The sequence below is a fragment of the uncultured Cyclobacterium sp. genome, assembly GCF_963977555.1.
Taxonomy (GTDB): domain Bacteria; phylum Bacteroidota; class Bacteroidia; order Cytophagales; family Cyclobacteriaceae; genus Cyclobacterium.
In genome coordinates this window covers 196,464-211,146 of record NZ_CAXBPD010000008.1, presented here as the reverse complement: position 1 = coordinate 211,146, position 14,683 = coordinate 196,464, and the positions used below count along the sequence as shown (strand labels likewise).

Here is a 14,683-nt window from a genome sequence, read left to right as displayed (position 1 = left end):
TTAACTGTATTGAATAAGTTCTATACCTTTTCTAATTAACTGCTGAACAGGGTGCTTGGAAACATCCACAAATTCACACAATGCAAGATCCTCTTCTACAACTTCGTAAATCCCGAGCTCTTCCATTTCATCAAAATCTTCAGCCATGATGGCTTTTAAAAGATAAACAGGATATATATCCATCGGTGTTACCTTTTCAAAAACGCCTGTTTGCACAAATGCTCTAGGTTCCCCTCTAACATTGGAATCCAGTGCATATTCTTTCTTTGGAAAAAGGAAAGACATTAAACCCAGCGCCTTGTGAAAGCTTAGCTTATCACTCGTAGGCTTCATCCAACCAAGGAATTCATAATAATCACCCTCAGGGATTATCGTCAGTTGGTGTTGATAGAAGCCAAGGTAGCCATCCTTGTTAATTTTTTCTCCAGTAAGTACATTTCCAGAAATAACCCTGAGGTTATTCGTTTTGGTTTTTCCTGCCACATAGCTGTCAACACAGCTGCCTATATAGGTCTGTGCGTAGGATGGATTTTTGGCTTCAGAGCCAGTGATGGCCACTAATTTTGAAGCGTCATATATTCCATTTATAAAAAGTTTACCAATTTGAACAACACCATAAGGATTTATGGTCCAAAGAATTTCTCCTTTATTGATGGGGGCAACGTGGTGGATTTGCACACCTACATTTCCTGATGGGTGTGGGCCAGAAAAGTTTGTGGTTTCAACTCCTTCAATGGAGGCTAGTTCTGCAGATTTCTCATCTGAAGACAAACCCAAATAAACCTTTCCTTTTGTGAGTTTTTTTAGGACATCTATCCCTGCCTGAAAATAATTACTTTGCCCTTTAAGGGTGAAATTATAATCCGGGGCTAAAGGATGTGAATCAAATCCTGAAATAAATATAGCACGTGGAGCATCATCAGGATTGGCAACTACTCCATATGGCCTTTGAATTATTTGAGGCCAGACACCTGAAGCAGTAAGTTTGTCTGTGATTGTCTCCTTACTTGCTGACTTAATTTCTGAGGAAGTGAATTTCTCAAAGTTTTCAAAATTAATTTCGCCGTCAGCTAGGATTTTTATTTCCAATAATTTTCTTTTTTCTCCTCGTTTAATTTCAACGATTTCTCCAGAAACGGGTGCAACATACATCACCCTTTCCAGTTTTTTATCAATTAAAATAGGAGTGCCTGCCTTTACCGTATCACCTTCTTTTACAAGGACCTTAGGTCTTTGCATTCCGATGAAATCTGTGGGCTTGATGGCAAAGGTTTTGACAGGTTGGTAATCACCGACTTTTTTTTCGGCTTTACCAATCAGGCGTATATCAAACCCTTTTTTAAGCTTGACTTGTTTTGACATATTTATTTTTTGAAACTATTTGATCCTATGAAAAACGCCTCAAATCTAATAAATTACATTAGTTATTAGAAGATAATTCGGCGATTATTTACCTATTTTTATGTATAAAACCCAATTAGCAGGCTTGCTTCTCAAATGATTGCCTTAATACTATTTTTATCAAGGGATAAAATATGCGCTTTTACTTGGTCCATTAACCACATCGGTGTGGAGGTAGCACCACAAATACCGATTTTATCTTCTGGGTTCAGCCATTCGATATTTATTTCAGTTTCATTTTCTACGAAGAAACTTCTGTCGTTTATTCCCTTGCAAACTTGGTAAAGTGCTTTTCCATTTGAGCTCTTTTTCCCTGCTACAAAAACGATGACATCATTGTCTTCAGAAAACTTTTGTAATTGAGGCTCTCTGTTAGAAACTTGTCTACAGATAGAATCATTGGCATTAAAATCTATATCCTTTAAAACGCCTTTAGCCGCTTTGATTTTTTCTTCAATTTTAGCCTTCAACTCGTAAAAGCCTTTTGTGCTTTTGGTGGTTTGACTGAAAAGGGTCACTGGTCTGGAAAAGTCAATTTGGTCTAAATCGGCATCATCCATAACAACAATCGCCTTTTCAAGCGTCTGCCCAGTCAATCCTATAACCTCAGCATGGCCCTTCTTGCCGTAAATTACAATTTGACCGCTTTGATTTTCCATTTTATCAAAAGCACTTTTTACCCGGTGTTGTAACTTTAATACCACCGGGCAAGAAGCATCAATTAACTCAATATTGTTTTTTATAGCTGTCCGATAAGTTTCTGGTGGTTCACCATGGGCCCTGATTAATACCTTACAATCATGCAAATCCTCCAATTGGTCTCTGTCGATCACTACTAGGCCTTTGCTACTAAGTCGATTGACTTCCATTGCATTGTGCACGATGTCACCCAAGCAATATAGCTTAGAACTACTTTCCATCTCATCCTCAGCCATCTTAATGGCATACTCTACACCAAAACAATAACCGGAATTTTTATCTATAGTAACTTCCATAAATTTAGTTCATTCTCTCCTTTGCCAATTCAATTATTTTTGAAACCTGGTCTTTAAATTCAAGATAACTGGTGTCGATTTCAATGGCGTCTAAAGCTTTTTTCAATGGGCTTACCGCTCTTCCTGAATCGATTGCATCCCTGGATTCCAAGTTTTTCTTAACGATGTCTAAGCTTATTCTTTCTCCTCTTTCAAATAATTCTCTCTGTCTCCTTTCAGCACGGATAGTAGTGTCAGCAGTCATGAAAATCTTTAGTTCTGCTTCAGGGAAAACAACTGTGCCTATGTCACGGCCGTCCATAACTATCCCTTTATCATTTCCCATTCTCTGCTGAATGTCCACCATCGCAGCGCGAACAGCTGCTATCGTACTTACTTCGCTTACATGTGAAGTTACGGTCATACCTCTGATTTCAGCTTCTATATTTTCGCCATTCATGAAAATCTCCTGTATTCCTTTGGCCTCATTGAAATGAAAGGTGATTTTAATGTCTCTAAGGTTATTTATGATTTCTTTTGAATTTGCTAGATCTGTGTTATTCCTTAAAAAATAAAGGGTCACTGCCCGGTACATAGCGCCAGAATCCAAATAGGTATATTGCAAGCCCTTTGCTACAGCTTTGGCTGTAGTACTTTTTCCGCATCCAGAATACCCATCGATGGCAATGATAATTTTTTTCATCAAAGAAAAATGAAATTGCTTACTGCTTTCCTTTTCAGTTGCAAATATAGTATATTTATGACTATTCTTGGCAGGAAGCTTTATTTGAATTGGTTTTTTATTCCCTTTAGGGATCTTGTTGTCTTGAATGTGTAATTGCTATTTTAACTTTTCATATTGATGTCAACTACTTTTAAGGTTAGGGGAAAATTCGTAAATATTATAAATCGGAAAATTTTTCCAGTAGAAATTCAGATTTCACAAGGTAAAATTAGGAGCGTTTTAGAAGTAAGTGAGGCACCTAATAAGTTTATTCTTCCAGGCTTTATTGATGCACATGTTCATATAGAATCCTCCTTGCTTATTCCTTCGGAATTCGCAAGGTTGGCTTGTATTCATGGGACGGTTGCTACTGTTTCTGACCCACATGAAATAGCCAACGTTTGTGGCCTTGAAGGGGTGGAATACATGATTGACAATGGAAATCAAACACCATTTAAATTTTTCTTTGGCGCTCCCTCTTGTGTTCCTGCTACTGAATTTGAAACCGCAGGTGCAGTGATTGACAGTTCAGAAACGGAAAAACTCTTACGAAGGAAGGAAATCCTATACCTGGCAGAAATGATGAACTGGCCAGGTGTGCTCGCAGGGAACGAGGAGGTAAAGAAAAAGATTGAATGGGCAAAAAAATACAACAAACCAGTTGATGGCCATGCTCCTGGATTGAGAGGTGAGCAGGCGGTTGAATACATTAATGCAGGGATTTCTACTGATCATGAATGTGTCTCATTGGAAGAAGCACGGAATAAGGTCAATCATGGAATGAAAATAGTGATTCGAGAGGGAAGTGCTGCCAAGAATTTTGAAGCCTTAATAGACCTGATAGATGATTTTCCTAGTCAAATTATGTTTTGCTCTGATGATAAACATCCAGACAGTCTACTTGAAGGACATATCAATGAACTGGCTGCTAGGGCAATAAACAAAGGAAAAGACCTTTTCCATGTGCTTCAGGCCTGCTGTATAAACCCAGTACTCCATTATGGGTTAGATGTAGGTGTGCTTAAGGTAAATGATGCTGCGGATTTTATAATAGTAGATGATTTGATAAATTTCAAGGTATTTGAAACGTATATCTCTGGAGAATTGGTAGCCAAGGAAGGAAAGACAAAATTATTGTCAGTAAAATATCCAGCTATTAATAATTTTAATACCTCCTATGTGACCGCTGTTGATTTTGAACTTATCCATGAGGGCGGTAAGGCAAAGGTGATACAGGCACATGACTCACAATTGATAACAACAAGTGTTTTTGTCGATGTCCCTTCAATTAATGGTAAAGTTTCTACTGATTTTGAGAATGATATTCTCAAAATTGCTGTTATAAATAGGTACCAGCCCCATTTAAAGCCAGCTGTGGCATTGGTGCAAAATTTTGGTCTTAAAAATGGGGCCATTGGTTCCTCTGTAGCCCATGACTCTCACAATATCATAATTGTTGGCACGGACGATGCGCTTATGGCAAAGGCTGCAAATCTTATTATAGAAAGCAAAGGGGGATTATCAGCAGTAAGCAATGAAGAAGCCAGACTCTTAAAACTACCTGTCGGAGGATTAATGAGTAATGCAGATGGTTTTTCGATTGCAAGGGATTATATTGAGATTGATAAGGTGGCTAAAGGATTAGGTTGTTCACTACAATCACCCTATATGACATTAAGTTTTATGGCATTATTGGTTATCCCTCAAATCAAATTAAGCGATAAAGGATTGTTTGATGGCGAAACATTTTCATTCACAAAAGTTTTTGTTTAGTATAATTGAATCTATTTACTAACTTATTTTGAAAGTGGAGTACTGGGAAAAAATTAAAAGGCAAGGTAAGCGTTTGTTCTACTGGGATGGTAATCCATCAATGGAAGTTCAAATTTATAATGCCCTTTTGGTAATTATTTTTTTTATAGGCATTGTATTTTCTATTTCAAACCTATTTTTAGGTAATATAGCATTGGTTTGGTCAAGTGCGGTAGCCGTAGTTTTACTGTTAATTTGTTTTTATTTATTAAGAGTAAAAAATGCTTATAAATTGGCATTTTACATCACCAGTATAGGGAGCTATCCCATTTTATCTTATGCTTTTTTTTACAATGATGGCATTCATGGACCTAATTTTTACATGTTTTTACTGGTCCATTTAATTATCCTTAGCATCTTAAAATTGAAGTTTCATTACATTTGGACTTCAATAAACATGTTCTTTTTTATTGGGCTTTTTTACATAGGTCTTTATCATGAAGAGTGGATACCGAGAAGTTATGAGAACAAAGAAGCTATTTTTATTGACCATGGGCTTACCTATTTGGTCTCCCTTCTTGGTGTTTCTATTTTGATAAATAGTATCAAGCGATTTTATGGGGATGAAAAGAAAAAAGTTAAAGAAAAAACCACTGAATTGACCCATATTAATAGCAGCCTGACAAAAACCAGTGCGCAAAAGGATAAGATTATCACCATTATTTCACATGACCTTAAAAACCCGCTTCAATCCATTATTCAAACTTTAGAATTAATGGATTCGGGCGAACTTTCAGAAGAAGAAATCAAATTTCTTCGGCAGGAACTATTGAAAACCACTAATAGAACTTACCAGATGATGGAAAACATTTTGGAATGGTCATCTTTTGAAATCAAAAATATGGCTGGGAGAGAAAAAAAGACGCTGGTAAAAGACCTTGTAGAAGATACAGTTGAAATATTAAAAGTTATAGCCAAACAAAAAAATATTCAACTAGAAGTTAAATACCATAAAAACCCTTTGGTTTACCTGGAAACGGATCGCTTGTTACTTATTTTTAGAAATCTTATTCAGAATGCGATCAAATTTACTCCTTCAGGTGGCCTGGTTACCATAGATCTGAATAGTTTAAATGACCAATTAATTCTCGAAATAAAAGACAATGGAATTGGCATTTCGGAAGACCGCCTTGCCCATATTTTTGAGCAAGATATAAAATCTACTTACGGTACCGAACAAGAAAAAGGAACAGGTATGGGACTTCACTTGTGTTTTCAAAGTGCCCACAAATTAAATGGGGAATTAAAAGTAAATAGTAAAGAAGGAGTTGGGTCAAGCTTTAAGCTCATAATTCCGACAGGAATTAATAGGTAAATCTTCTTGAAATTTATTTTAATGATTTAGCAATTATGTTTACATTTTCTTAATAGAATTAGGTGTGATAATTTTTCACAGGTAATTTTATTGGGGTTAAAGGAATATATTTCAGGCTTCTTTTAAAATTTCCGCCCTGTCCATTTGATGAAATAAACGATACTATTCCTGACATAAATTCTGAAAGCCTGTTCTCCATAATTGCAACCGGACTGGCCACCTTTCTGTTTCCATCAAAGCTTAAATCCTTTGCTATCTAGTTTACCATAAGAAGGAAAAAATGTGCCTTTCGGATGGTTTTTCGATAACTAAAGATTATATTGTATTTGATAGATTAAATCTGGCGCGGGGTTATATTGCTTTATCGCTCCTGCATCTTTAAGTTTTGCGGCAATAAATGATATTTTTCAGTCTCAATAACCTATAGAGGGTTGTTTTATGGGCGTGTTTTGCATTTCCATAGGTTTTAATAAGTAATACTGTTTTAAATAATAGCAGATTTTGAAAGTGAGTTTTTGGGTTAGAATTATAAGACTAAGTAATAGTTTGTTCTATTGGGAAGGGAATCCATCCATGGAAGTGCAAATTTTTAATGCCACTTTGATAATTGTTTTTTTCTTTAACCTTTTTTTAATGTCATTGAACATTTATATAGGCAACTATTTATTGTTCGGATTTTGTGTATTTATCTCTATTATCATTGCTGGCTATTTGTATTTACTAAGGGTGAAAAAAGCCTATAAAACGGCATTTTATACAGCAAGTCTGACCATATACCCTCTTCTAGCGTATAATTTTGTGCATAATGATGGAATTAATGGACCAACCTTTTACGTTTTTTTACTCATCCATTTAATAATACTAAGCATTGTAAAAAGTAAGTATTATTTATTTTGGACAGTGCTGAATGTCGTTTTTTTTACAGTGCTCTACTATATAGGCTTGTATCATGAGAATTGGATACCACTTAATTATGGAAACAATGAAGAAATTTTTACAGATCAATCCCTAACTTATACCGCATGTATTATCGGAATTTCGCTAGTAGCAGCTAGTTTAAAACGGTTTTATGAAGTGCAAAAAAATCGCGTTAAGCGACAAAAATTAGAATTAATAAAATTAAATAGAAGCTTAAAACAAACGAGTGATAAAAAAGACAGAATAATCACCATCATATCACATGATCTGAAGAACCCACTTCAATCGATTATTCAGACATTAGAACTTATAAATTCAGGGGACTTGACAGAAGAAGAGGCCAAATTCCTTCGGGAAGAATTATTGAAAACGACCAACAGAACCTACCAAATGATGGAAAATATTTTGGAGTGGTCTTCTTTTGAAATTAAAAATGTAGCTGGGCGAGAGAAAAAGATGCAGGTAAAAGCGCTTTTTGAGGATACTGTGGAAATATTGAAAGTAATCTCCAAACAAAAGCGCATTCAACTTCAGGTCAATTACCTTGAAAACCCAATGGTTTATATAGAAACCGACAGGTTGCTGCTAATTTTTAGAAACCTTGTTCAGAACGCTATCAAATTTACACCTACAGGGGGATTGGTTACTGTAAATATCAATAGTAGTGAAGAGCAGTTAGTTCTTGAAATATCAGACAATGGTATTGGAATATCCCCGGATAGATTGAAAAATATTTTCGAGCAAGATATTAAATCTACTTATGGAACAGATCAAGAAAAAGGAACAGGCATGGGCCTCCACCTGTGTTTTCAAAGTGCTCACAAACTCAATGGGCAATTAAATGTGAAAAGCACAGAAGGTGTTGGTTCTAGTTTTAAACTGGTTATTCCTACAGGTATTAATAAACCCTCCCTTGTGTGATTTTTTTATTTAAGTAAGATTTACCAACCCCCTTCTTAATATTGGCAGTCACTTGTCCATTTATTTGTTTTAGCTTTCCATGCATGAACGAGCATTGGCAGTTGGGCATAACTCTTAACCCCTTCCTTAACTCCTTGGGTTTTCAAGTACAAGTCATTGGATTTTCTGCTAAGTTCAACCGAATAGGGCCTAATTGCTTTATTGCTCTCTTGAATTTCTCTTATGTCTCTTTTAATTATCTCCGGGATGTTTTTAACCAAAAGGAGGTAACCTTCTTCATCCATTCTGTATAGGTCATTAAGTTGGTAGCGAAACAATTTCAATGTAGCAGCATAACGAATAAATGATTGTTCGCTTTCTGAGCAGATCAGCCAAGCCATAAAGTTTGCCTCCCCTTCATTCGTGATACCAAAACCATGGGCCAATTCATGGGCCATGGTAAAGCTTTTTTCTAAAGGATGAAGACTAGGATCAAGGTACCCCTCACCTGTAAAAGGAAAATAAATACCGAATATCCCAAGTTTTCGGAGCGTACCTTCCGGCCGAAATTGCTTTACTACCGGACTGCCTTTCCAACTGTGATTCCATTCTTTTAAAAATGCCTTCATATCACTTCTTACATGCGAAATTTGAAACGAAAAGGAGGGTGCATTGGGTAACGAAAAAGTGTCCGCTTGCATTTCATTCCTTATCAAAACAAGTTGATTTTGGGTTGCCTCCATTTCTTCAACCAATAGCGATAAGGATAAAGGTTCAGGATTTAAATTCAGGTGTTGATAAAGCGGAATTCGGTAATAATTATACCCCCAAAGCATTAGGAATAGAAAGATCACCCAGCCCAAAAAATTAATCAGAACTCTTGGGAAAAATAATAGTTTACCATTCCTGTTTTTAAGTTGTTTCAGGGTTTTTATCAAACGGTAACCAAGAAACAGCAAGCTTAACAACAAGAGGTAAAATGCAGGGAAGGGCAAAAGGACTAAAGTGTGGTCAAGTAGTCCTCTGATGATCGGGTAAACGCTTGCCGAATACCATTTTTCTGTCAGCTGGGGATACGCTGCTGCAGATAATCTCAATACAACTGCAAACAATCCCAAGTAACCACCTGCCCACCTGCTAAAACCCATAACCTACATTAAAGTGCTAACAAAGGTTAAACTCCTTCTGCTTCAACACTTTTAACTTCAGGTAACATTCTGGTTAATAGATTTTCAATACCCGCTTTCAGCGTAACGGTGCTTGAAGGGCATCCAGAGCAAGAGCCTTGTAATAATACTTTTACTATACCTTCTTGAAAGCTATGGAATACAATTGCACCACCATCCTGTTCCACAGCTGGACGAATGTACTCGTCTAAAATGCCTTTAATTTTCTTGACTACCTCACTGTCGTTTTCGTCAAAAAGGGGATCGCTTTCAAATGCAGTAGTTATTGCTTGCTTACCTGTTTCTAGGTAGTTTTTAATTTGAGATTTGATATGAAGCTGAATGTCTTCCCAAGGAATATCTGCTTTCTTTGTAACAGTCACAAAATTGGAGGCGATGAAAACCCGTTCAACAGCGGCGAAATTAAATAACTCTAATGCAAGAGGAGAGTTAGTCGCACTTTCCTCATCAGGAAAATCGAAACTGACACCATCATCTGCCAACATAAAATTGGCCACAAATTTTAGAGAATTTGGATTTGGGTTCGCTTCCATGTACAAGTGTACAGGTCTTTTTTGTGCTTCTAGCATTATTTTATAATTATAATTCTTAAATTCTTTCCTTTATTAATCTAGAACGAAAGCGACTACATCTTGGTTCGTTCACTTGTGAATTCACCAAGGAATATATATCAGGTATTTGTTAGGGGATTCGATTTTCTGATTAAGCCTTCGGGCAATTCACCCTCTGTAGAGGCGACCACTGTGCAGACCATTGCGTCTCCAGTTACATTCACGATTGTTCTGAACATGTCCAAAATTCTATCAGGTGCCAGTATTAGCGCAATTCCTGCAGAAGGCACTCCTATAGACTCCAAGACAATGATGAGCATAATAATACCCGCCCCCGGTACACCAGCGGTACCAATAGATGCTAGGGTAGCCGTCATGACAATCATTAGTTGCTGACTTATACTAAGGTCAAAACCCATGGCCTGTGCAATAAATACGGCTGCTACTCCTTGGTACAAACTTGTACCATCCATATTAATAGTGGCTCCTAAGGGAAGAACAAAACTACTGATCTCCTCTGAGACGCCTATTTCTTCCTCTACTTGCTTCATCGTAACAGGCAAGGTGGCTGAGCTTGAACTTGTCGTAAAAGCCAGCAATTGCGCGGGCCGAAGTGCTTTAAAGAAATCCAGGTATTTGACCTTTGTGAAGACTTTCAGGATCATAGGATAAAAGAAAACAACCATTAGTAATAAGCCTCCAATCACAACTAGGCTGTATTTCAATAGGGCCAATAACAATTCAATGGCGGAATCAGGGTTGTCTCCTGTTATGTCAACAATAAGGGAAGCCATCAAGGCAAAAACCCCATAAGGGGCTAGAATCATAATAAATCCTACGATTTCGATGATCACATCATTAATGCCTTCGAAGAAAGCAATGACTGGAGCCGATTTGGCTTTAGGAATCCGAATCAAGGCAATGCCCATAATGATGGCAAAAAACACCACCTGTAACATCATTTCATTTGCTGCAGCCGCCTGGAAAATGTTTTCAGGCACCATGTCTACCAAAGGTTTCAAAGGACTTTGCTCCTTAATTTGTTCCGCTTCTAAAGATTTGCTACCTGCTGTTTCATCGTACAATTCCATCAACTTCTCTCTGGTTTCAGAAGGCAGGCTTTTTCCCGGACTAAAGATATTTACCAAAATTAAGCCAACCGATACCGAAAGGGCAGTGGTGAAAATGTAAATCAATATGGTCTTTCCACCAATTCGACTCAGTTTAGTAATGTCTCCCAAATTAGAAACACCAACTATCAATGAGGCCAAAACCAGTGGCACTGCGATCATTTTAAGGGCAGTGATAAAAACGGTCCCTATGGGTTTGACGAAGTCATCGATAAAGTCTGGTGAAAGTCCAAATTTTACAACCCCAAGCCCTACGGCCAGGCCCAAAACCAGTCCTATAATGATACGGGTGTGAAGTGGTATATTTCTTTTCATAAAAATTGAAGCTAGCGAAATTTAAATCTTGCTGGATCGGTTTAGTAGCAGGTAATCTGCTAAAACCAACGCACACATGGCTTCCACAATAGGCACAGCTCTAGGAACTACACAAGGATCATGTCGCCCTTTTCCTGAAACAGTTGCGGCATCTCCTTTGGTATCCACACTTTCTTGGTCCTGCATGATCGTTGCCACAGGTTTGAAGGCTACTTTAAAATAAATGTCTTCACCGTTTGAAATGCCTCCCTGAATTCCTCCGGAATGATTGGTTCGGGTTCTTACCCTGTCGCCTTCTTTATAAAAAGCATCATTGTGCTCAGAACCTTTCATGGTCACTCCTTCAAAACCGCTTCCAAACTCAAATCCTTTCACAGCATTTATGCTTAGCATGGCATGCCCTAGTACAGCATGGAGCCTATCAAAAACAGGCTCGCCTAAACCAACAGGAACGCCTTTGGCTACACAACTTACAACGCCACCTATGGTGTCTTTTTCCTTTCTGGTTTGGTCGATCACTTGAATCATTTTATCCGCAGTCTCCTGGTCTGGACACCTTACGATATTTGATTCGGTCAGACTTAAGTCCAATTCCTGGTAAGGTTTGTCAAGACGTACCGCCCCAGCCTGACTAACGTAGGCGTTGATTTCAACCCCATAATGAGCAAGGAATAACTTGGCTACCGCTCCTGATGCTACTCTGGCTGCGGTTTCTCTGGCACTACTTCTTCCACCCCCTCTGTAATCCCTTACTCCAAACTTCTCGTGGTAGGTGTAGTCTGCGTGTGAGGGCCTGAATTTTTCTGCAATATGAGAATAGTCTTTGCTTTTTTGGTCTGTATTATAGATGACCATGGCAATTGGAGTACCTGTACTCTGCCCCTCAAAGACCCCCGATAGAATTTCAAAATCGTCTTCCTCTTTTCTTTGGGTAGTTATTTTGGATTGGCCTGGTTTTCTCCGCTGCAATTCCAACCTGATAAAATCCTCATCGATTTTAACACCTGCCGGGCAGCCATCTATGATCACTCCGAGTCCTCTTCCGTGGGATTCTCCGAAGGTTGTAATTGTGAATAAGTTTCCGAATGTATTACGCATGAATTATTTTTTCTTAACTATCAAATAAGCCAATAATATCAATGCCAGCAATAGCAAAATATTTATCAGGCTGGAAAAATAAGACTTATATCCTTGGTTTAAAAGTTTATTGTCTTCTACTTCTATTAGGTCATATAATCCACCAAGCCTTGAAGAAGAAATGGCTTGGTTTATTCTACTCTCCCCAGTGACCCTCACTATGGCTTGGGGGAGGAGGGTGTCGTATTCTGCCAATGCTGGATTAAAGTAAATCCATTCAAAATGGTCTTTTAAAGGCACTTCTTCAGCTTCGTTCAATGTTATGAAGTAGCTAAATTCCTTCATGCCAGTAACCTTGCCTCTACCTCTATTGATTTGAACTTGCTCATTGGGATCAAATGTGTTCAGCTTCTGACCTTTGTTAACCTTTGGAGGACGTATTGAACTAATATTGCCTTCTCCAGTAATGATAAAATCATAGGTGAAGCCTTCTCCGGTTTTGACTTCCAAATCGCTAAAATTCTCTCTAAGCCTGTAATTTCCTACACTGACTTCATTTTTAAGTGGGTGAGGAGGGAGGTCTTTCACCTTTATTGCCTTTGGCTGGGAATAGAAGGTTTTAAAATCCTGTAATCTATTGCTGCCAAAGAAGCTAGGGTTTTTTGCTACTTTGTATTTTATCATTTCCCATCCTACTGAAGGGAAATCTACCGTGCCAGCATTGAAGGGGTAAAAATTGGCTTCATAAACTTTGTATTTTGTCCATTTTTTGCCTCCAAATTCTACCCGCTCAGGTTGGATACTGGTGATATTAAAGTTTTCTTCCCATGCATTCCCTGGTTTGATTTCATTGATAATCCTTTCAAGTTGCTTGCCGGGTTCATGGAAATTAAATGGTGCCTGATTGCTTTCAGACATATAAAATGCAAAACTTACACTGAAACCTTCTCCCACATAAACCTCATCTTTGCTAACAGTAAGTGAGAAAAAAGCATCGTCTTCGACCTCTACATACTCCGGTTGATCTGGGTTGGTCCTACCAAAAAGATCGTCAAAAGGATCAAGGGCACGGTTGCTTTGAGCATTTGAGCGCGCATCTACAACTGTAATAGAGGTTCCCGAAGAGGAAGCTGAAATGCCATTTATATCTATTTTAAAGGCTGGAAGGGAAAACTGTCCTTTTCTCAAAGGTTTGTAATACTGAATGACACTGTTTGTACTACTCATCTGCCCATTGACGATGTTCATCGAAGAGCTTTGAGATATACCTTGCTTCTGAAATCCAGGAATTTCTGGCAATTGGTCGTAGGATCTGATTTTATCACCAGACACGATTACCTTTATTGTGAATGTTTCATTAAGTGCGACCTCATTTTCGCCCAATTCTATGATGACCTCCTGAGCATGAACAGTCAGTGAAAAAAGACCCAGCAGGCATACAAAAAGAAGAAGCTTTTTCGTTAAAGACATATAAAACGATTGTGTTTTCGTAATTTAATAACTGCAAATAAACAAGTATATTTTATACGTAACAAATCTAATCCAAAACCGTTAGTAGTATTTAAAACAATCTTTTTAATCCAAAACCCAATTTAAAATATCTCGAACCATGATGGAATATGTTAAGACTATTTTATTAAAGGTAAGTTTTGACGGCAAACTCTTCGAGAAAGAGTTAAGAAAAGGTCTGAATATGCTAGTTCCTGGAGAGCTGGAAGAATTCAGAAAGTGGTGTTACGGCACTTTTTCAAAAGTATATGAGCCAATACTGAATAAATACTTCATTTTATTGGCAGGTTAGTCCAACAACTTTAGCCCCACTGGAAATTGGGGCTTTTTTTATAAATGAGAGGGTCGTTCAAGTACACAATACTTTTTTATCAGTGTTTTATGCATTATTTTACTTACTTTTAAAAAGTTAAACTTTGTTAAGCAATGGAAAAAAAGAGCTCGGGATTTGATGAAATTGAAAAAATGCTTCAGGAAGTTGGTAGCAAAATTGAAACCTTAATCCAAAAAGGCAACAAAGCTACAGGTGAGGCAAGTGAAGAGATAGAAAAGAAAATCAAAGACCTTCATAAAAACAAAGAAAAGCTGGAAAAAGAATTCCATGAAAAGAAATCCAAATTTGAGGAAAAATACCAGAGTAAATCAAGTACAGCTAAACCTTTTTTGGATGATTCCATCGCTCATTTTAAGCAAGGTGTCAAATCTTTGGTAAATGCCCTTAATGAAATGCTCAAGTAATTTTTTTGAGAAGAGCTGTCTATTTTTTTAGATAATCTGCTAAAATTTATTTAGTCAATAGCAGCTATAGAAGGCTTTCTTGGGATGCTGATAAGAATGTTAAGATCAATATTGGCAGGTTAAAACTCAAAT

The 14,683-nt window shown here is 37.5% G+C and carries 13 protein-coding genes; 5 read left to right on the top strand and 8 right to left on the bottom strand.

Features of this window, described 5'->3' with window-relative positions; translation table 11 throughout:
• The 3 genes from AAC073_RS12205 to cmk all read right to left on the bottom strand — a co-directional run bounded on the left by AAC073_RS12205 (position 1) and on the right by cmk (position 3,078).
• Positions 1 to 1,362 (bottom strand): Na(+)-translocating NADH-quinone reductase subunit A, encoded by a 1,362-nt coding sequence (locus AAC073_RS12205; RefSeq protein ID WP_339924116.1) that lies wholly within the window; start codon positions 1,360 to 1,362, stop codon positions 1 to 3.
• Positions 1,363 to 1,493: 131 nt separating this feature from the next.
• Entirely contained in the window at positions 1,494 to 2,396 is a 903-nt protein-coding gene (locus tag AAC073_RS12200) for a 4-hydroxy-3-methylbut-2-enyl diphosphate reductase (protein ID WP_339924115.1), read from the bottom strand.
• 4 nt (positions 2,397 to 2,400) lie between these two features.
• Positions 2,401 to 3,078: a (d)CMP kinase gene (cmk, locus tag AAC073_RS12195; RefSeq protein ID WP_339924114.1), complete on the bottom strand. Its 678-nt coding sequence runs from the start codon at positions 3,076 to 3,078 to the stop codon at positions 2,401 to 2,403.
• A 159-nt stretch (positions 3,079 to 3,237) separates the two neighbouring features.
• Here cmk and ade point away from each other — a divergent pair, with 159 nt between their 5' ends.
• The 3 genes from ade (at position 3,238) to AAC073_RS12180 (ending at position 8,065) form a co-directional block, all read left to right on the top strand.
• Positions 3,238 to 4,872 (top strand): adenine deaminase, encoded by a 1,635-nt coding sequence (gene ade / locus AAC073_RS12190; protein WP_339924113.1) that lies wholly within the window; start codon positions 3,238 to 3,240, stop codon positions 4,870 to 4,872.
• A 34-nt stretch (positions 4,873 to 4,906) separates the two neighbouring features.
• A complete protein-coding gene (locus AAC073_RS12185; RefSeq protein WP_339924112.1) occupies positions 4,907 to 6,226 on the top strand; it encodes an ATP-binding protein in 1,320 nt (439 codons plus the stop codon).
• A 633-nt stretch (positions 6,227 to 6,859) separates the two neighbouring features.
• On the top strand, positions 6,860 to 8,065 hold the full coding sequence (locus AAC073_RS12180; protein WP_339924111.1) for a HAMP domain-containing sensor histidine kinase: 1,206 nt from the start codon (positions 6,860 to 6,862) through the stop codon (positions 8,063 to 8,065).
• A 35-nt stretch (positions 8,066 to 8,100) separates the two neighbouring features.
• On the opposite strand, the gene AAC073_RS12175 is transcribed toward AAC073_RS12180, so the two are convergent.
• The 5 genes from AAC073_RS12175 to AAC073_RS12155 all read right to left on the bottom strand — a co-directional run bounded on the left by AAC073_RS12175 (position 8,101) and on the right by AAC073_RS12155 (position 13,774).
• Positions 8,101 to 9,192, bottom strand: a complete 1,092-nt coding sequence (locus tag AAC073_RS12175) for a DUF3810 domain-containing protein (RefSeq protein WP_339924110.1) — start codon at positions 9,190 to 9,192, stop codon at positions 8,101 to 8,103.
• 26 nt (positions 9,193 to 9,218) lie between these two features.
• Entirely contained in the window at positions 9,219 to 9,800 is a 582-nt protein-coding gene (locus AAC073_RS12170) for a NifU family protein (RefSeq protein WP_339924109.1), read from the bottom strand.
• A 101-nt stretch (positions 9,801 to 9,901) separates the two neighbouring features.
• Positions 9,902 to 11,227, bottom strand: a complete 1,326-nt coding sequence (locus AAC073_RS12165; RefSeq protein WP_339924108.1) for a dicarboxylate/amino acid:cation symporter — start codon at positions 11,225 to 11,227, stop codon at positions 9,902 to 9,904.
• A 21-nt stretch (positions 11,228 to 11,248) separates the two neighbouring features.
• The gene (gene aroC, locus AAC073_RS12160) at positions 11,249 to 12,325 is read right to left on the bottom strand and encodes a chorismate synthase (RefSeq protein ID WP_339924107.1); all 1,077 of its coding nucleotides are present in this window, start codon (positions 12,323 to 12,325) and stop codon (positions 11,249 to 11,251) included.
• Positions 12,326 to 12,328: 3 nt separating this feature from the next.
• Entirely contained in the window at positions 12,329 to 13,774 is a 1,446-nt protein-coding gene (locus tag AAC073_RS12155) for a BatD family protein (protein WP_339924106.1), read from the bottom strand.
• Between the two features lie 139 nt (positions 13,775 to 13,913).
• Between AAC073_RS12155 and AAC073_RS12150 the strand changes: the two genes are divergently transcribed.
• Together AAC073_RS12150 and AAC073_RS12145 are read left to right on the top strand one after the other, a co-directional pair.
• The gene (locus AAC073_RS12150) at positions 13,914 to 14,105 is read left to right on the top strand and encodes a hypothetical protein (protein ID WP_020892637.1); all 192 of its coding nucleotides are present in this window, start codon (positions 13,914 to 13,916) and stop codon (positions 14,103 to 14,105) included.
• A gap of 134 nt (positions 14,106 to 14,239) precedes the next feature.
• Positions 14,240 to 14,551, top strand: a complete 312-nt coding sequence (locus AAC073_RS12145; protein ID WP_339924105.1) for a hypothetical protein — start codon at positions 14,240 to 14,242, stop codon at positions 14,549 to 14,551.
• Positions 14,552 to 14,683 lie beyond the last annotated feature (132 nt).